At 77.8% G+C, this 17,301-nt stretch carries 13 protein-coding genes, 1 tRNA gene and 2 pseudogenes; 4 read left to right on the forward strand and 12 right to left on the reverse strand.

Annotated elements, in window-relative coordinates; translation table 11 throughout:
* Window position 1: 1 nt before the first annotated feature.
* The 4 genes and pseudogenes from AS188_RS14325 to AS188_RS17605 all read right to left on the reverse strand — a co-directional run.
* Window positions 2-1,624, reverse strand: coding sequence for a sensor histidine kinase (locus tag AS188_RS14325; protein ID WP_058859408.1), 1,623 nt, complete (start codon window positions 1,622-1,624; stop codon window positions 2-4).
* Between the two features lie 97 nt (window positions 1,625-1,721).
* Window positions 1,722-3,674 (reverse strand): DEAD/DEAH box helicase, encoded by a 1,953-nt coding sequence (locus tag AS188_RS14330; protein WP_373865633.1) that lies wholly within the window; start codon window positions 3,672-3,674, stop codon window positions 1,722-1,724.
* Window positions 3,675-4,047: 373 nt separating this feature from the next.
* A pseudogene (locus AS188_RS16645) lies at window positions 4,048-4,917 on the reverse strand (DUF2079 domain-containing protein); the annotation flags it as partial.
* Window positions 4,918-4,987: 70 nt separating this feature from the next.
* Window positions 4,988-5,254 (reverse strand): annotated as a pseudogene (locus AS188_RS17605) (DUF2079 domain-containing protein); the annotation flags it as partial.
* Window positions 5,255-5,312: 58 nt separating this feature from the next.
* Between AS188_RS17605 and AS188_RS14340 the strand changes: the two are divergent.
* Together AS188_RS14340 and AS188_RS14345 are read left to right on the forward strand one after the other, a co-directional pair.
* Window positions 5,313-6,296: a DNA-3-methyladenine glycosylase family protein gene (locus AS188_RS14340; RefSeq protein WP_058859411.1), complete on the forward strand. Its 984-nt coding sequence runs from the start codon at window positions 5,313-5,315 to the stop codon at window positions 6,294-6,296.
* Window positions 6,297-6,348: 52 nt separating this feature from the next.
* The gene (locus tag AS188_RS14345) at window positions 6,349-7,068 is read left to right on the forward strand and encodes a VIT1/CCC1 transporter family protein (RefSeq protein WP_058859412.1); all 720 of its coding nucleotides are present in this window, start codon (window positions 6,349-6,351) and stop codon (window positions 7,066-7,068) included.
* 108 nt (window positions 7,069-7,176) lie between these two features.
* On the opposite strand, the gene trxA is transcribed toward AS188_RS14345, so the two are convergent.
* Window positions 7,177-7,560, reverse strand: a complete 384-nt coding sequence (gene trxA / locus AS188_RS14350) for a thioredoxin (protein ID WP_058859413.1) — start codon at window positions 7,558-7,560, stop codon at window positions 7,177-7,179.
* Window positions 7,561-7,688: 128 nt separating this feature from the next.
* Between trxA and AS188_RS14355 the strand changes: the two genes are divergently transcribed.
* On the forward strand, window positions 7,689-8,768 hold the full coding sequence (locus AS188_RS14355; RefSeq protein WP_058859414.1) for an LLM class flavin-dependent oxidoreductase: 1,080 nt from the start codon (window positions 7,689-7,691) through the stop codon (window positions 8,766-8,768).
* On the opposite strand, the gene AS188_RS14360 is transcribed toward AS188_RS14355, so the two are convergent.
* From AS188_RS14360 to AS188_RS14375, 4 genes are all read right to left on the reverse strand, one after another.
* On the reverse strand, window positions 8,746-9,399 hold the full coding sequence (locus AS188_RS14360) for a class F sortase (protein WP_058859415.1): 654 nt from the start codon (window positions 9,397-9,399) through the stop codon (window positions 8,746-8,748). The genes AS188_RS14355 and AS188_RS14360 overlap by 23 nt on opposite strands.
* A gap of 89 nt (window positions 9,400-9,488) precedes the next feature.
* Entirely contained in the window at window positions 9,489-10,160 is a 672-nt protein-coding gene (locus tag AS188_RS14365) for a hypothetical protein (RefSeq protein ID WP_147050723.1), read from the reverse strand.
* Between the two features lie 519 nt (window positions 10,161-10,679).
* Window positions 10,680-10,761 (reverse strand) — tRNA-Tyr (locus AS188_RS14370).
* 88 nt (window positions 10,762-10,849) lie between these two features.
* Window positions 10,850-11,200, reverse strand: a complete 351-nt coding sequence (locus tag AS188_RS14375) for a hypothetical protein (protein WP_058859417.1) — start codon at window positions 11,198-11,200, stop codon at window positions 10,850-10,852.
* 147 nt (window positions 11,201-11,347) lie between these two features.
* Between AS188_RS14375 and AS188_RS14380 the strand changes: the two genes are divergently transcribed.
* Window positions 11,348-11,839 (forward strand): YajQ family cyclic di-GMP-binding protein, encoded by a 492-nt coding sequence (locus AS188_RS14380; RefSeq protein ID WP_058859418.1) that lies wholly within the window; start codon window positions 11,348-11,350, stop codon window positions 11,837-11,839.
* 124 nt (window positions 11,840-11,963) lie between these two features.
* On the opposite strand, the gene htpX is transcribed toward AS188_RS14380, so the two are convergent.
* The 3 genes from htpX to AS188_RS17700 form a co-directional block, all read right to left on the reverse strand.
* On the reverse strand, window positions 11,964-12,845 hold the full coding sequence (gene htpX, locus AS188_RS14385; protein ID WP_058859971.1) for a zinc metalloprotease HtpX: 882 nt from the start codon (window positions 12,843-12,845) through the stop codon (window positions 11,964-11,966).
* A gap of 200 nt (window positions 12,846-13,045) precedes the next feature.
* Window positions 13,046-14,926, reverse strand: a complete 1,881-nt coding sequence (locus AS188_RS17695; protein WP_058859419.1) for a zf-HC2 domain-containing protein — start codon at window positions 14,924-14,926, stop codon at window positions 13,046-13,048.
* A 332-nt stretch (window positions 14,927-15,258) separates the two neighbouring features.
* Window positions 15,259-17,286 (reverse strand): zf-HC2 domain-containing protein, encoded by a 2,028-nt coding sequence (locus AS188_RS17700; protein ID WP_058859420.1) that lies wholly within the window; start codon window positions 17,284-17,286, stop codon window positions 15,259-15,261.
* Window positions 17,287-17,301 lie beyond the last annotated feature (15 nt).

The raw sequence follows: 17,301 nt of genomic DNA on the forward strand, positions 1-17,301 counted from the left end.
TCTACTTCCTGGACTCGTGCGTCCGGCTCGGGTGCGGTCCGGCCCCCGGCGTCCCGCCCGGCGGGGGTGCGGGCTCCCCGGCCGGGGGCGCCGGGGCGGCGGGGGCCGGGGGCGCGGTGGGGACGGCGCGGCCGGCGGGGTCCAGGGGCAGCCGCACGGTGAACGTGGCGCCCGCGCCGGGGCGGGAGCGGACCCGGACGTCGCCGCCGTGGGCGTGGGCGATCGCGGCGACGATGGCCAGGCCCAGCCCGGAGCCCTCCACGGTGCGCCCCGTCTCGGCGCGGGCGAAGCGCTCGAAGATCCGCTGCTGGTCGGCCTCGGCGATCCCGGGGCCGGTGTCGCGCACCCAGATCTCCAGCTCGCGCCCGGTCCCCGGGGCGGCGGAGCCCGTGGAGTCGGCGGTGCCGAGGGCGACGACGTCCCCGGGCGCAGAGAACTTCACGGCGTTGGCGGCCAGCTGCAGGACCGCCTGGGTGAGGCGCTGCTCGTCGGCGCGCACGAGCCCCTCGGCGCGGGCGTCGAGGCGCCAGTCCCGCTCCCCCAGGGCCCGGGCCCGCTCGAGGGTCGTGTCCAGCCACGGGCCCAGGTCCACCGTGCCGGGGCGGACGAAGTCGGCGCGCTGGGCCTTGGCCAGCAGCAGCAGGTCCTCCACGAGCCGGTTCATCCGCCCGATCTCGTCGAGCAGCACCGCCCGGGTCTCGGCGACGTCGGCGGGGTCGTGCTCGTCCATGAGCTCGAGGTTGCCGTGCAGGATCGTCAGGGGCGTGCGCAGCTCGTGGGCGGCGTCGTCGAGGAACTGGCGCTGCTGGCGGAACCCGGCCTCGATGCGCGCGAGCATGCCGTTGAAGTTCACCGCGAGCTGCCCGACGTCGGAGTCCTCGCGGGTGACGGGCACGCGGCGGCCGAGGTCGTCGGGGCTGATCTGCTCGGTGGCCCGGCGCAGCCGGGTGATGGGGGCGGTGACCCGCCCCACGAGCACGTAGGCGGCCGCCCCGGCGACGACGAGGGTCAGCCCGGCGATCGCGAGGTAGCGGCCCAGCGACTCCAGCACGAGCCCGCGCTGGGCGCTCATGTCGAAGCCCACCACGAGGTGGGCCGGCCGGTCGTCGGCGGCCAGGTCCACGGGGATGACCCCCAGGCGCAGCTGCCGCTCGCCCTGCCGGTGGTCGAAGACCACGGTCTGCCCGGGCCGGGAGCGCTCGGCGACCGCGGCGAGGGTGGCCGGGTCGTCGAGCTGGAACCCGGAGCGGTCGGCGTGCTCGAAGGCCGGCTCCCCGTCGACGACCGCGAGGATGGCCTCGTACTCCCCGGGCACGGTCGTGGTCAGGAAGGTGTAGAAGAGCTGGTCGAGGTCGGCGAACGGCTCCTCGGCCGCCGCGTCGAGGTCCTCCGTCGGGGAGGCGTCCGGACCCAGCGGCCCCCGCTGGGCGAGCCGCTGCAGCTCCCCCGCCTCCTGGACGATGTCCTGGCGGACCGACTCGTCCACGTCCACGAGCCGCAGGTAGTGCGTCAGCCCGCCGACCAGCAGCAGCGCGGCGGCCAGCACGGCCAGGACCGTGGCCAGCACGCGGGAGCGCACGGAGCGCAGCTCCGTGCGCAGCCGCTCCCAGCGCGTGCCCGTCATGGGCCTCACCCTAGCGACGGGACGTGAGAGCCCGATGAGGAACGGCCAGGGGCCCCGGCGTGCCGGGGCCCCTGGCCGTGGTGCTCCCGCGGGGGGCTCAGTACTTCTTGTGGCGGGGCTTGCGGAAGCCGCCCTCGCCGTCGCGCCCGCGCGGGCCGGCCTTCTTGCGGAAGCCGCCGCGCTCGCCGCCGTCGTGGCCGCCGCGGCGGGGCCGGTCCTGGTAGGAGGAGGTGCCGCGGGGGCGCCCGCCCCCACCGCCGGCGGGGCCGCGGTCGAGCTCGAGGCGGATCAGCTCGCCGTTGATCCGGGTGCCGGCCAGCCGGTCCGCGGCGGCGGCGGGCAGGTTCTCCGGCAGCCCGACCAGGGTGTGCGTGGAGCGGATGTCGATCGCGCCGATCTGCGCGCCGTCCAGGCCGCCCTCGTTGGTCAGCGCCCCGACGATCGAGCCCGGGGAGACCCGGTGGCGGTGGCCCACGGCCAGGCGGTAGGTGGCCATGCCCTTCTCGGAGCGCGGCTCGCGGCGGGGCCGGTCCTCGCCGCGGGCCCCGCGGTCGCGGTCGCGGGTGCGCTGCGGGGCCTCGGGCAGCTCCTCGACGAAGAACGGCCGGCCGTCCTGGGCCATCACAGCGATCGCGGCGGCGACCTCCACGGCGTCGACGTCGTGCTCGGACTGGTACTGCTCGACGAGCTCGCGGAACGCGGCGAGGTCCTCGGACTCGATGGTGTCCGTGATCTGCTGGGCGAAGCGCTCCTTGCGGGTGCGGTTGACGTCCTCGGTGGAGGGCATCCGCATCTGCTCGACCGGCTGGCGGGTGGCCTTCTCGATGGCCCGCAGCAGGTACTTCTCCCGGGGGGTCATGAACAGGATCGCCTCGCCGGAGCGCCCGGCGCGGCCGGTGCGCCCGATCCGGTGGACGTAGGACTCGGTGTCGTGGGGGATGTCGTAGTTGACGACGAGGGAGATCCGCTCGACGTCGAGGCCGCGGGCGGCGACGTCCGTGGCCACGAGGATGTCGACCTTGCCCTCGCGCAGGGCCTCGACGGTGCGCTCGCGCATGTTCTGCGGGATGTCGCCGTTGATCGCGGCGGCGGCGTAGCCGCGGGCCTTGAGCCGGTCGGCGACCTCCTCCGTGGCGGCCTTGGTGCGCACGAAGACGATGACGCCGTCGTAGTCCCCAACCTCGAGGATGCGGGTCATGGCCTCCATCTTGTGGGAGCCCATCACCTGCAGGTAGCGCTGGCGGGTGTTCGTGCCCGTGGTCGTCCTGCCCTTCACCGCGATCTCCTGCGGGTCACGCAGGTACTGCTTGGCGATCTTGCGGATGGCCGGGGGCATGGTCGCGGAGAACAGGGCGACCTGCTTGTCCGCCGGGGTGCGCGAGAGGATCTGCTCGACGTCCTCGGCGAAGCCCATCCGCAGCATCTCGTCGGCCTCGTCGAGGACCACGTACTGCAGGTTCGACAGGTCCAGGGAGCCCTTCGTGAGGTGGTCGATCACGCGCCCGGGGGTGCCGACGACGACCTGGGCGCCGCGGCGCAGCCCGGCCAGCTGGGGCCCGTAGGGCGAACCGCCGTAGACGGGCAGGACGTGGAAGTCCTCGAGGTGCGTGGCGTAGGAGGAGAAGGCCTCCCCCACCTGCAGGGCCAGCTCGCGGGTGGGGGCGAGCACGAGCACCTGGACGTCGCGGGAGACGCCGTTGACGTCGGCGAGCTCGGCGAGGCGGGACAGGGCCGGGACGGCGAACGCGGCGGTCTTCCCGGTGCCCGTCTGGGCCAGGCCCACGACGTCGCGCCCGGAGAGCAGCACGGGGATGGTCGCGGCCTGGATGGGCGAGGGCTTCTCGTAGCCGACCTCGTCGAGCGCGGCGAGCACGCGGGGGTCGACGCCGAGGTCGGCGAACGTCGTCGTCGGCTCCTCGGACGTGGTGGCGTCGGGGGCGGGGGTGTCGTTGCTCATGCGGGATCCTCGTTCGGTGCGTGGGTGTCGGCCACGGGTCCTTGCGGGGGACGGCGCGGGCCAGGGCGGTGTCCGGACGTCCCTGCCAACCACTGGGGCCCGCCGGGGCGGGAGCGTCGGACACGGCGGGAGCACGTCGCCGCCGAACACGGTGCGCTCGCAAGCGGCACCGCGTTGCACGAGAGAGTGAGGGAGTTACCGGAGTCGGTCGGACCAGTCTAGCGCACGGGCGGGCCCGCTCACCCCGTCCGGCGGACCACGACGAGGTGCTCCTGCTCACGCATTGGCTCGTAGGCGGCGCCGTAGCGCTGCTCCGCCCACGCGGCGACGTCCCCGGGCGGGACCCGCCCCACGCCGTGCCGGCGCGGTCGACGACGACGAGCTCCGGCGCCGGGTCGCCCGTGCTGCCGAGCCAGTGCACCTCGGCCCGGGACACCAGCCGGTGCAGCAGGGTCAGGTCGGTGGCCACGCTCGCGCCCTCGGGGACCGCGGCGAGGGTCGCCTCCTTGGCCGCCGCCCGCGGGTCGGGGCGGTAGGCGGCCGGGTCGGCAAGGTCCCCGAGCGGGTGGGCGGGCAGGAGCACGAGGGCGACGCCGAGGGCGGCCCACGGGCCGGCCCGGCCCAGGAGCACCGCGCGCGGGCGGCGGGAGGCCCGCAGCCGCACGACCGCGTCGAGCAGGGCGGCGAGGACCACGGGCATCAGCACGGCGCTGTAGTGCCAGCCCGCCCCCCAGTAGCCCGGCTCCGGGGAGAGCATCCGCCGCAGCAGGGTCGGCAGCGCCACGAGGGCCAGCGGCGAGCGCAGCGCGAGCACGGCGCCGGTGAGCGCCAGCGCCAGCCAGGTCAGGGCCTTCCGGCCGGGCACGACGAGGGCGGTGAGCGCCCCGAGGGGGTCCGCGAGCACCGCGGCGGGGTCGAGGCGGTCCGCGTAGGCGAACTCCCCCGCCGGGTTCAGGGCCGGCAGCACGACCGTCACGGCGAGCACGCTGCAGGCGGTGCCCCACCCGGCGAGCAGGAGGCCGGGCCGGGCCGGGGCCCCGGCCGCACGGGCCCGCCGCGCCAGGACCAGGCCCAGGACGGCCACGGTGAGCCCGAGGTCCTCCTTGACGAGGGCCACCGGGGCGGCCCACACCGCCGCCGCGCTCCAGCGCCGCTCGACGAGGGCCCCGAGGGACAGCGCCAGCAGGGGCACGGCCACGGCGATCTCGTGGAACTGCACGGCCACCGCCGCCTGGAGCCCGAAGCTCAGCCCGCAGGCCAGCCCGAGGGCGGCGCCGGGGCCCCGGCCCAGCAGCCGCACCCCGGAGCGGGCGATCGCCCACGCGCACACCCCCATCAGTCAGGTCCTGGAGCACGAGCAGGGTCAGCGCCGAGGGGAAGAGCGCGTAGAGGGGGCCCAGCAGCACCAGCACGGGGTGGAAGTGGTCGCCGAGCAGGTTGTAGCCGTGGCCCTTCACGTGCACCTCCGGGCCGCGGCCCTCGGCGTAGGAGCGGGCCAGCTGGGTGAAGATGGCCAGGTCCCAGGACGGGACCTCGCCGCGCCGCCACTGCAGCAGCGACCACCACAGGTACAGGACGGCCACGAGCCCGCCCACGGCCAGGGGCACGAGGCGGGCGCCGGGGGCGCGCGGCGGCGCACCGGCCGCGGGGCGCGGGGCGGAGGTGGCGGGCATGGTGCGGGCTGCTCCCGGGGACGGCGCGGACGTCGGGGCGGACTGCCATCATGGTCCCATGCCCTCCGCCGCCGTCCCCGCCGCCGCGCGCCCCGCCGCGGACGCGGAGCTCGTCTGGGACCCGGGCGGTGCCCTCCACCTGGGGCAGACCCTCGGGGTGCTCGCCCGCGGGGCCCACGACCCCCTGGTCCGGGTGCTCTCCCCCGAGCTGGTGTGGGTCGTCACCCGCACCGCCGAGGGCCCGGTCTCGGCCTGCTACTCCCGCCCGGGCCCGGGTCCGTCCCTGCGCCGGCCGGTGCGGGTGCGCGCCTGGGGCCCGGGCGCGGCGGCATTCCTGGCCGAGGCCCCCCGATGGGCCGGGGCGGAGGACTCGTGGGCGGGCTTCGAGGCCTCCCCGGCCTTCGCCGCCCTGCCCGAGCGGCTGCGCACGGCCCGGCGGCTGCACCCCGGGCTGCGGCTGCCCTCGACCGGGCGGGTCCTCGACCGGGCGGTGCTCTCGGTGCTCGAGCAGCGCGTGACCGTCCGGGAGGCCGTGGCCGCCCACCGCCTGCTCGTGCGCCGCCACGGGCAGCCCGCCCCGGGGCCCGCGCCGGAGGGGATGCATGTGCCGCCCACGGCCGAGGCCTGGCGGGCCGTGCCGGTGTGGGAGTGGCACCGCGCCGGGGTGGACGGGGCGCGCGCCGCCACGGTCCGGCGGGTCGCCGAGCGTGCCGCCGCCCTCGAGCGGCTGGGCCGGGCGCCGCTGGACGCCGGGCTGCACCGGGGCCTGCGCTCCGTGCCGGGACTGGGGCCGTGGACGGTCGCCGAGATCGTCCAGTGCACCCACGGGGACCCGGACTCGGTGAGCGTCTTCGACTTCCACCTCGCCGCCTGGGTCTGCTGGTTCTTCGACCGCCGCCCCGGCGACGACCGGCGGATGCTGGAGCTGCTCGAGCCGTGGCGGGGCGACCGCCAGCGGGTGGTGCGCCTGCTGCGGGCCTCCGGGTTCCGCAAGCCCTCCTTCGCCCCGCGGCTGCACCCGGAGGACCACCGGCACCGCTGAGGGGAGCCTTCCCTGCCTGGCGGGCCCACGCTCCCCGGCGTTGAATGGGGCCATGAACGCTGAGCACGTGATCGACGAGCCGCACGCGGCCGGCTACACCGAGCGGATGAACAAGCTGCGGGCGGGGGTGCTGGGCGCCAACGACGGCATCGTCTCGGTGGCCGCGACCGTCGTGGGCGTGGCGGGCGCCACCGCGAACCCGGCGGCGATCCTCACCGCCGGCGCCGCCGCGCTCGTCGGCGGGGCCCTGTCCATGGCCCTGGGCGAGTACGTGTCCGTCTCGAGCCAGTCCGACTCCCACCGGGCGCTGATCGCCAAGGAGAAGCAGGAGCTCGAGGACATGCCCGAGGCCGAGCTGCGGGAGCTGGCCGAGATCTACGAGGGCAAGGGCCTGTCCGCCGCGACGGCCCTGCGGGTGGCCGAGGAGCTGACCGAGCACGACGCCCTGGCCGCCCACCTCGACGCCGAGCTGAACATCGACGAGGAGGACATCGTCAGCCCCTGGAACGCGGCCGTCGCCTCGGCGCTGGCGTTCACGGTCGGGGCGGTGCTGCCCCTGCTCGCGATCCTGCTGCCCCCCGAGGCCTGGCGGATCCCCGTGACGTTCGTGGCCGTGCTCGCCGCCCTGGGCCTGACCGGCTGGCTGGGCGCCCACCTGGGCGGGGCCCCGCAGAAGGCCCGGGCGGCCCTGCGCGTCGTCGTGGGCGGGGCCCTGGCCCTGGCCGCGACCTTCGCCGTGGGCTCCCTGCTCGGGGTCACCGGCGTGGTCTGAGCCCCCTCGGACGCGCACGGCGCCCCGCACCGGCCGGTGCGGGGCGCCGTGCGCGTCCGGCCGCGGAGGCGGCGGCGAGTTCGGGGCCGCGGGCCCGGGGCGTGCGGGTCAGGACTCCTGGGCGGGCTCCTGGGCCTGCTGCTTGGCGACCTCGGCGCGGACCTCCTCCATGTCGAGGCCCTTCACCGCCTCGATGACCTGCTCGAGCGCCGACGCCGGCAGGGCGCCGGGCTGGGAGAAGACGAGGATGCCCTCGCGGAAGGCCATGAGGGTGGGGATCGAGGAGATCTGCGCGGAGGCCGCGAGCATCTGCTGGTCCTCGGTGTCGACCTTGCCGAACACCACGTCCTCGTGCTTCTCGGAGGCGGCCTCGTAGGTCGGGGCGAACTGCTTGCAGGGGCCGCACCAGTCGGCCCACCAGTCCAGCAGGACGATGTCGTTCTCGGCGATGGTCTGGCCCAGGGTGTCCTGGGTGATGTCAACGGTAGCCATGCCCCCAGCGTACGGACCGCCCCCGGCGGAAAGCACCGGATTTCACTGGGAGCACAAGAGCCCGCAACGGGTCCCGCGGCCCGCCGCCTTCCTACACTGGGAGGGCACGGCGCGTGCGGAGGCCCAGCATGAACTTCGAGATCGGCATCTTCACCCTCGGCGAGGTGGACCACGACCCGGTCACCGGCGCGCGCCCGGACGCCCGCCAGCGGCTGCGGGACATCATCGAGCTGGCCGAGGCCGCCGAGCACGCCGGCCTGACCGTGATGGGCGTCGGGGAGGACCACGGCGCCGACGTGGTCGCGGCCGCCCCGCTCGTGCTGCTGTCGGCCATCGCCGGGCGCACCCGGCTGCTGCGCCTGACCACCGCCGTGACCGTGCTGCCCGCCGCGGACCCGCTGCGGCTCTACGAACAGGTGGCGATGCTGGACAACATCTCCGGGGGCCGGGCCGAGCTGATCGTGGGCCGCGGCGCCTCGGCGCGGGTGCGGCGCGCGCTCGGGCTCGGGGACGAGGACCCGGACGCCCTGTTCGAGCACCGGCTCGACCAGCTGCTGCAGGTGCTCGAGTCCAGTCCCCCGACCTTCGGCGGCGGCCTCGGCCGGCACCCCGGGGAGCTCGCGGTCGAGCCGCGGCCGCTGCAGCCGCGGCTGCCGGTGTGGGTGGGCTCCTCGGGCAGCGACCGCTCGGTGGAGCGCGCGGGGCGGCTGGGGCTGCCCCTGGTCCTGCTGCGCACGCACGGGCCCTGGGCCGCGGCGCGGCCCGTCGTCGGGACCTACCGGCGGGCCCTGCGGGCCGCGGGGCGGGACCCGTCCACCCCGGTGGGCCTGGGGGTGCCCGGGTTCGTGGCCCGCTCGGCGGAGCGGGCGCGGGAGCTGAGCCACCCGTACTTCGCCGCCGGGGCGCGCAGCCACGGCCCCGTGCGCCCGGAGGACCCGCGCTGGACGCGCGCGGAGTACGACCGCGAGTGCGCCCCGGAGGGCTCGCTCGTGGTGGGCGACGTCGACGAGGTCGTGCGCAAGATCCTGGCCCAGCACCGCGGCCTCGGCCACGAGCGGCTGCTGCTGCGCCTGGACGCCGGCGGGATGCCGCACCACCTCGCGCTCGAGGCGATCACGCTGCTGGGCACCGAGGTGGTGCCCCGGGTGCGGGCCGCCCTCGGGGCGGGACGGGCCGCGGAGGAGATCAGTCCGCCGGGGACGCCGTGAGCACCACGTTCTTGCCCCAGATGTCCTCCGTGTAGCAGCTGATGATGACCAGCCGCCCGGGCACGATCTGCCAGATGTCGCTGTCCTTGAGCGTGTTCTTGTCGTGGGTGACGACCGAGTCGATCTCGAAGGCCACGGTGCCGGTCTCCGTCTGCACCTCGACCTCGCTGCCGACGAGGGAGGGGTCGCTGAGCGCGTTGAACGGCGCGTCCCGGCCGTCGAAGCTGTGCCCGGCGATGTAGGTCGTGTTCTTCGAGCCCTGCCCCGGGGCTCCGTAGGGGGTCAGCCAGTAGCCGTCCGGGGTCTTCGGGGGGACCAGCGAGCGGGAGGCGAGGTCCTGCTCGGTGGGTGTGAGCGGGTCCACGGGGACGTCCAGACCCGCGTCGGGCACGGCCAGGCGCACGGGCGGGGCGGCGGCGGGGGCGTCCGGGTCCTGTCCGCCGGGCGCCGGCCCGGGGGTTCCGGCCGCCTCCGGGTCGCGGGTCGCGGAGACCTGGGGGGCCGGGGCGGCGTCCCCGTCCGCCCACGGCTGGCCGGCGAGCACGCCCGCGCCGACCGCGAGCACGGCCAGGCCGGCGGCCGGGGCCGCCCAGCGGCGGCGGGTCGGGCCGGAGGGTGCGGGTGCGTCCACGGGGATCGGCTCCTGGGCTCGGGGTCGGGACGGGACGACGCCCCGGTGCCGCCCGAGGGCGGCACCGGGGCGCGGGCGGCCGCGGCCGCTCAGGCGCGGCGGCGCAGGCGCAGCGCGACCGCCGCGGCGGCGGCGCCGCCGGCGGCCAGCAGCCCGGCGATCAGGCCGGTGCTGCCGCTGTCCTCGGCGGCGGTGTCCACGTTCCAGCCCTCGTTGGAGCCGGTCGCCGGGGCGGAGTCGTCGCCGCCCCAGTCGCCGCCGGTGCCGCCGGTGGGCAGCAGTCCGCCGCAGGTGCCCTGGAAGAGCCCGACCAGGTCGGCGCCGTCCTCCATGTAGACCTCGCCCTGCTGGCGGGCCTCGACCGCGGCGGCCTCGAAGCCCTGGGCCGCGGCCCGGGTCGCCGCGTAGGCGTCCTGCACGGCCTGGTCGCCGGAGCTCGCCGCGTAGGCCTCCTGCAGGCGCAGGATCTCGCCCCAGGCGCCGCGGGCGCGGTCCATGGTGTCGTCGTTGACGATCGCGTCCTCGAGCACGGCCTGCTGGGCCTGCAGCTCGGCGAGGACCTGCGGGTCCTCGACCAGGGAGTTGAAGTGCACGCCGGCGTCGTAGAGGTGGTCGGCGGAGGTGATCAGGTTGGTCACCGCGGGGCTGGCCCCGGCCGGGACGCAGGTGTCGGCATGGGCGGCGGGGGCGCCGAGGAACAGGCCACCGGCCAGGACGGCGGCCGACGAACCGGCGGCCACCCACTTCTTCACAGCAGTCATTTCGGTACGTCTCCTCATGTCGTGGGGGCACCTCGGGACGCGCCCCGAGGCGGCAGCATGGGGCGACCGCTCGCACACGTCCCCGGCGGGGTCACCGCGGGGCGCTCGCGCCGCCGCCGTCCGGGGCGGGGGGTCCTGAACGGACCGGCTCGGCGTGCCGGCCCGTGCCCGGTTGGCTGCTGCAGTCCCCAAGATATAGGAGATTTCATCTTATTCGCAGCGGTTAACGCCGTGTTCCCCCCACGCGGCGCTCCGGTGGCGACGGGCGGGCGCGGCGCCACGCCGGTCCGGCCTGGAACGACGCGGCTGCCCGGGGGCCGGGGGCGTCGTCCGCCCGCGGGCTCCGCTGGGCGGTCCGGGACCGGGATCGTCCCCGTGTCGGGGGACACGCCCTGCCGGGCCGGTGATCACGAGCGCACCGCGGGGCCGCTCCTCCGGGACGGGCGACGGGGCCCGCATGCAGGAGCACCCCGGACCGTCCGGTCCGGGGTGCTCCTGCGACGTCGTCGACGCCGGGTGTGGCAGATGAGGGATTCGAACCCCCGTAGGCAATGCCAGCTGATTTACAGTCAGCCCCCTTTGGCCGCTCGGGTAATCTGCCGCGGTCGTGCCGTTGCGGACAACGGCACCGGGGTGCTCCCGCGAGCGGGAGCACTACAACCCTACAGAAGATCGGACGCGATGCGAAATCAGGCCGCCGCCCCGGCGCCCTCCGCCGCGGCGCCGAGCCGGCGCCGGAGCTGCTGGAGGAACGCCACGGCCTGATCCTGGGTGATCTCGCCGTGCGTGACGGCCTCCGCCAGCTCGCGGGCGACCCCGGCGAGCCGCTCCGCGACCCGGGCGTCCAGGCCGTCCGCGCCGGCGGACGCCGGGCCGTGCGCCCCCTGCCGGTCGGCCGTCACGGTCGCGGTGGCCGCGGCCGGGGACAGCCCGAGGCCCGTCAGGAGGAGGACCGCCAGGGCGGTCGCGGCGGCGGCGGTCCCCCGCCGGGACCGGCTCCGCCCTGGGTCCACGTCGTCGTGGTCCTGGGGTTTGCTCATGCCACCCATCCTGGGAGGCCCACCTGAACGGTTCCTTGGCCGCAGGTCACGAATCGGTGACGGAGCGCACCCGCATAGACTGGGGCCGACGCACCGCGGGCCGGCACCGCCGGGCCCGCGCCACTCCCGAGTCCCCCAGGAGGCAGCATGGCCAGCGATTCCTCGTTCGACGTCGTCAGCAAGGTCGACAAGCAGGAGGTCTCCAATGCCCTGAACCAGGCGCAGAAGGAGATCGCCCAGCGCTACGACTTCAAGGGCGTGGGGGCGGAGATCGACTTCTCCGGCGAGAAGATCCTCATGAAGGCGAGCTCGGAGGAGCGCGTCGGCGCCGTCCTGGACGTCTTCCAGTCCAAGCTCGTCAAGCGCGGCATCTCCCTGAAGTCCCTCGACGCCGGGGAGCCGTACGCCTCGGGCAAGGAGTACCGGATCGAGGCCTCCGTCAAGGAGGGCATCGCCCAGGACCAGGCGAAGAAGATCACCAAGCTCATCCGCGACGAGGGCCCCAAGGGCGTGAAGGCGACCATCCAGGGCGACGAGCTGCGGGTGTCCTCCAAGTCCCGCGACGACCTCCAGGACGTCATCGCCCTGCTCAAGGGCGCCGACCTCGAGGTCGACCTGCAGTTCATCAACTACCGCTGAGTCCCGGGCCGACCCGGCCCGGACGGACGACGACGGCGCCGCTCCCCTTCTGTAGCAGGGGAGCGGCGCCGTCCGTCGTCGTCGGACGTCGTCGCGGGTGCGGGCGGCGGGAGTCCGCAGCGCCTCAGCGGCGGATGCCGGCCATGCCCTCCAGGCGGGCGACGCGGTCGGCCGTCGGCGGGTGGGTCCGGAACAGGCTCGCCGCCCCGCCGCCCCGGAAGGGGTTGGCGATCATCAGGTGCGAGGTGTTCACGAGCTTCTGGTCCGCCGGGTTCATCGGCCGGGCACCGGCGCCCATCTCGATCTTGCGCAGCGCCGAGGCCAGGGCCAGGGGGTCGCCGGTGAGCTGGGCGCCGTCCTCGTCGGCGTCGTACTCGCGGGTGCGCGAGACGGCGAGCTGGATGACGGTTGCCGCCACCGGGGCCAGGAAGGCCAGGATCAAGCCCACGAGCGGGTTGCCCCGTTCGTCGCCCCGGCCGCCGCCGAAGATCGCGGCGAACTGCAGCGCCTGCGCCGCGGCGGTGATGATGCCGGCGACCGCGGCGGCGACGGACGAGGTGAGGATGTCCCGGTTGTAGACGTGCATCAGCTCGTGGCCGAGCACCCCGCGCAACTCGCGCTCGTCGAGCAGCTGCAGGATCCCCTCCGTGACGCACACCGCGGAGTTCTCGGGGTTGCGGCCCGTCGCGAAGGCGTTGGGGCTCATCGTGGGGGCGATGTAGAGCCGCGGCACGGGCCGCTGCGCCCGCTGCGAGAGCTCTCGGACGATGCGGTAGTAGCCGGGCGCCTGCTGCTCCGTGACGGGGATGGCGCGCATGGCCCGCAGCGCGAGCTTGTCGCTGTTCCAGTAGCTGTAGGCGGTCGAGGCCAGGCCGATCAGGGCGAAGAGCCAGATGAAGGCGCTGCTGCGCGTGGTGGCGGCCACCGCCCACCCGATCGCGAGCAGGACCGCCCAGAGCCCCCCGAGCAGCAGGACGGTCTTGAGGCCGTTGTTGTGGCGGTGCAGGTGCATCGTGCGCGCGTCTCCTTCTCGCAGGGCCGTGGCCCCCGCGGCGGTGGAGGGCGCGGGGGTCCCGCCGAGCACAACCGCCGGCGCTCCCCCGCTCTTCCCGCCCGCGGGCCCGCCCGGCCGATTCCCAGGGGATCCCGAGCCGGCCGGGAGCGAGGCCCCGGGACGACGCGGCGTGCCCGTCCGGGGCGCGCCGGCTACGGCGCCGGGGACGGCCCGGGCGGCGGGGCGGCCGGAGAGGCCCCGGGCCCCGGCGGGAGCGACGGCGCGACGGGCGGGTCCACGGGCACGCCGTCCCCGGGCACCTCGACCCCGGGCAGGGACGGCTGCGGCGAGGCGGTCTGCAGCGGGTCCGGGGCGGCCGGGCCGGGACCGGCCGGAGCCGGCTCCACCGGTGCGGGCGGGGCCGGCGCGGACGGCGGGCCCGGGGGCTCGGCCGGCGGTCCGGCGGGCGGCTCGGCGGGGGCCGGCGGTGGAGCGGGCGCCGGCGGTCCGGCCGGTGGCTCGGCCGGCGCCGGTGGTCCGGGCTCGGGCCGCACCGGCGGCTCCGGCGCGGGAGCCGGGGGCGCGGGATCCTCCGGGGGTGCGGGGTCCTCCGCGGGCACGGGCGCCGGGGATCCCGGCGCAGGCGTCTCCGGGGCGGGCGGTGCCGGCGTCCCGGGTGCGGGCGCACCGGGCCGCGGCGCCTCGTCGGGACCTCCGGGTGCCCCGGCCGGCGGCGCGGGAGTGCTCGGGGTCGCGGGCGCGGGCGCGCCGGGACGGGCGGGGGGACGCGCTCCCCCGCGCGGGCCCGGACTCCGCGGCCCGGCGTCCTGCCCCGCACGGTCGCCCGGTCCGGGGGACGCCCGGTCCGCCGACTCCCCGTCCCGGACCACCGGGTCCCCCGCCGTGCCGGGGTCCTCGTGCAGCCGGGGACCGCGCACCGCGGGACGGGTCGCGGCCCGGCGGGCGGCCTCCACGGTGACGGCTCCGGGCGAGGGCTCGACGGCCGGCAGCGACAGGACCCCCCGCGCCCGGCCGGACGGCGGCTCCGCCGCACCGGGCGCGTCCGTGCCGCTGCCGGTGGCGCTCTCCGGTGGACGCTGCCCGCCGGCCGCCGGTGCGCCCTCCGCCGCCGCTCCCGCGCCGGCGGGGTCGCCGGGAACGGCCTCCGGCGGTGCCGCGCGCACCACGCCCCGCTCCGGCTCCTCGGGGCCCGGGCCGCCGGGACCGGCCGAGCCGGCGAGCCCGGCCAGCAGGGCCGCCGCCGTGAGCACCCCGGCCCCCGCGAGCACCCGCGCCCCGTGCGGCCCCGCAGGACGTGCTGCGGTCTCCCACGGCGCGGACGGCTCCGGGGGCGCGCCGGCCCGGGTGGCGGCCGCCACCCGATCGGCGAGCCGCCGGGCCTCCGGTCCCCAGGGCGGCAGCCCCGCGAGGACGGGCAGCAGCCAGCCGCGCAGCCCGGCCTCGGTGTCCTGCAGGTGCAGGTGGTCGGCGGTGCACCGGGGGCAGGAGCGCAGGTGCTCCCGCACGGCGCGGGCCCGGTCCCCGGTGAGCACGCCGTCGGCGAGCGCGCCGAGGTCCGCCGCGCAGTGCGCGCACGCCGGGGCCGGCGGCGTCGCGGCCGCGGCCCGCCGCCAGGCCGCGCGCAGCCGGGCGCGGGCCTCGAGGTGCAGGGCGGTCGTGGCGGCGGAGCCCAGACCCAGCAGCCGGGCGGTGCGCTCCACGGACAGGCCCTCGACCTCGCGGTGCCACAGCACGGCCTGCTGGCCGGGCGGGAGCGCCAGGTAGTGCTCCGCGAGGCGCTCGGGGTCCCCGGCGGACCGGGGATCGCGACCGACGAGATCGCCGACGGCGGCCACCACGCGAGCCCTCAGGAAGACCGGCGGGCCGTCGCCGCAGCGGATCCGGTCGAGGACGCGCCCGGTCGCCCGGTCCGCCAGCCGCGCGGGGTCGTCGGTGCGCAGGTCCGCCGCCGCGAGGGCGGTCGCCCGGTGGCGCGCCCGCAGGCGTGCGGCGGCACCCGGCTCCGCCCGGCGCACCGCGGCCGCGAGCTCCGCGTCGGTGCGGGTGCCCGAGGGGTCGGTCGGACGGGTCATGACGCCTCCGTCGTGCTCACCGGATCCTGCCGGGGAGGAGGCGGGGGCGCCCCGTGCGCGGCGGCACCGCACCACGACGCCACCTGCCCCGCCGCGGCCCGGTTCCCCCGGTCCCCGGCCCTCAGGATAGGAGCGCCCCGCCGGACCCGTCAGGCCCGCACGTCACCGCATGTTTTCGGTCGTAATCTCCGTCGGGGAGCGCCGGGCCGGGCGGGCGCGGGAGCATCCGCCCCGCCCGGTGCGGCGCCGCGGTCCCCGGAGCCCGCGGCGCGCCGCGGCGGGACGCCGGCACGGCGCCGCCGCCGGCGTCCCGGGCCTGCCGGCCGCACGGCTCAGCGCCGGTGCGGCTCCCAGGGCGTGCCGCGCTTGCCCTCGTGGTGGTGCGTGCCGCGGCCGCGCCGGTCGTCCTGCGTCCCGCCGCGACGCCCCTCGGTGCGGACGTGGTCCCCGCGGCCGGCGGCGCGGCGCTCGCTGCGGCGCTCGCCACGATCCGCACGGCGCTCGTGCCGGTGCTGGTGGACGCGCTCGGTGCTCTTCCCCGCGCCGGCGCCCGGGGCGGGGGCCGGTGCGGGCGGGGTCGTCGGCGTCACGGGCGACGGCGTCGCCGGGTCCGGCAGCAGCGACGGCGTCGGCGTGGGCGCGGGCGTGGTCTCCGGTCCGGCGCCACCGGCCGCACCGCCCTGGGCGTCACCGGTGGTGCCGCCCGTGGAGCCGTCGGTGCTGCCGCCCCGGGAGCTCCCGGCGCTCCCGCTCCGGTCCGCGCCGGACGCGCTGCCCGCCGCCCCGTTCCCGGACGCGCGGTCCCCACCGGCTGCGGCGCCCGCGTCCTGCACGCCACCGCTCCGGCCGCCACCGGTCGCGGGAGCAGCGCCGCGGGTGCCCGCGCTGTCCTGGACCGCGCCCGCGGCTCCCCCGCCGGCCACCGCGGCGGCTCCGGCGGCCACCGCCGTCGATGCGCCGCCGTCCCGGCCGCCGGAGGCACCGGCGGCCGGGACGGTTCCACCACCCGTGGCCGCGCCGTCACCCCCGGCGTCCGCCCCGGTCCGGGCCTCGGCCGCGCCACCGCCGGAGCGGTCCTCGCCGGTCCCGGCCTCGCCGGCCTGCTCCTCCGCCCGCTCGTCGTCCTGCGCGGCGTCGTCCCGTCCGGCGTCGTCCCGTCCGGCGTCGTCCTGTGCGGCGTCGTCCTGTGCGGCGTCGTCCGGGCCGGAGCCGTCCGGCCCGGTGCCGTCCCCGGTCTGCGGGGCCCGGGCGGCCGAGACCGGCGCGCTGCCGTCCTGGTCCGGGTCGCCGAGCGCCGCCAGGCCCGCACCGCCGACGGCGACCACGGCGGCCAGCGCACCCGCCGCCACGAGGGCCCGGCGCCGCCGTCCGGTCCCCTCGGCGGCGTGCCCGGCGCCCGTCGTGCGCCCGGCCCCGTGGGCGGGCGTCCCGGTGGTCCGGGCACCGTCGACCACTCCGGTGCCCGCACCCGCTCCGGTGCCCGCGGCGGCGGGGACGGCTGCGGGAGCTGCCGCGGCGGAGGCCTCCGCCGCGCCGTCCGCTGCGGCCGGGGTCGTGGCCGCGGCGACCCCTGCGGCGGCGGTGCCCGCCCCGGCGGCAGCACCTGCGGCGGCGGCGGGGCCCGTCGTCGTCGACCGCAGCGCGGCGGCGAGGCCGCGGGCGCGGGCGCCCCACGGCGGGAGGCCGGCGAGCACGGGCAGCAGCCACTCGCGCATCCCGGTGCCCGTGTCCGTGGCCTGGAGGTGCTGGGCGGTGCAGCGGGCGCAGTCGTCGAGGTGGCGCCGCACCTGCTGGGCGCGCCCGGCCGGCAGCGTGCTCGCCGCGAAGGCCGGCAGGTCCCCGGCCACGTCCTCGCAGTCGGGGGCGGCCTCCACGACCCCGGCCGCGTCCCGGTAGGCACCGCGCAGCCCGGCGGAGGCCTCGCGCAGGAGTCCGTCGGGGACGTCCTCGGGGCGGCCGAGGACCTCGGCCTCCCAGAGCGCGGCCTGCCACGGGCCGGGCAGGGCGGTGAAGGAGCGCACGACCGAGCGGGGGTCGGCGGGGTCGTCCGGCAGGGCCACGGGCGAGGTGCCGCCGGAGGCCTCGCGGGCGACCATCCACACGACGAAGGCCCCGAGGAACCCGTGGGGGCCGCCGCCGTCCCGCAGGGCCTCCTCGATCCGGTCCAGGGCCGCGTCCGCGATCCGCTCGGGGTCCTCGCCCCGCACGGCCCGGGTCCCGGCCACGGTGACCGCGGTCCCGCGGTACCGGTGCCGCAGGGCCTCGAGGGCCCCGGCGTCCCCGGCCCGGGCGGCGTCGAGCAGGGCGCCGTCGGCGGGCCGGTCCTGCGCGGTGGGTCGGTCGTGGGCGGGTGGGGTCATGTCGGCTCTCCGTGG

The organism is Kocuria flava (genome assembly GCF_001482365.1).
Lineage (GTDB): Bacteria > Actinomycetota > Actinomycetes > Actinomycetales > Micrococcaceae > Kocuria > Kocuria flava.

Coding starts and splice junctions, on each gene's coding strand:
- AS188_RS14325 (WP_058859408.1), bottom strand. CDS start 1,624: ATGACGGGCACGCGCTGGGAGCGGCTGCGCACGGAGCTGCGCTCCGTG.
- AS188_RS14340 (WP_058859411.1), top strand. CDS start 5,313: ATGCCCTCCGCCGCCGTCCCCGCCGCCGCGCGCCCCGCCGCGGACGCG.
- AS188_RS14345 (WP_058859412.1), top strand. CDS start 6,349: ATGAACGCTGAGCACGTGATCGACGAGCCGCACGCGGCCGGCTACACC.
- trxA (WP_058859413.1), bottom strand. CDS start 7,560: ATGGCTACCGTTGACATCACCCAGGACACCCTGGGCCAGACCATCGCC.
- AS188_RS14355 (WP_058859414.1), top strand. CDS start 7,689: ATGAACTTCGAGATCGGCATCTTCACCCTCGGCGAGGTGGACCACGAC.
- AS188_RS14365 (WP_147050723.1), bottom strand. CDS start 10,160: ATGACTGCTGTGAAGAAGTGGGTGGCCGCCGGTTCGTCGGCCGCCGTC.
- AS188_RS14375 (WP_058859417.1), bottom strand. CDS start 11,200: ATGAGCAAACCCCAGGACCACGACGACGTGGACCCAGGGCGGAGCCGG.
- AS188_RS14380 (WP_058859418.1), top strand. CDS start 11,348: ATGGCCAGCGATTCCTCGTTCGACGTCGTCAGCAAGGTCGACAAGCAG.
- AS188_RS17695 (WP_058859419.1), bottom strand. CDS start 14,926: ATGACCCGTCCGACCGACCCCTCGGGCACCCGCACCGACGCGGAGCTC.
- AS188_RS17700 (WP_058859420.1), bottom strand. CDS start 17,286: ATGACCCCACCCGCCCACGACCGACCCACCGCGCAGGACCGGCCCGCC.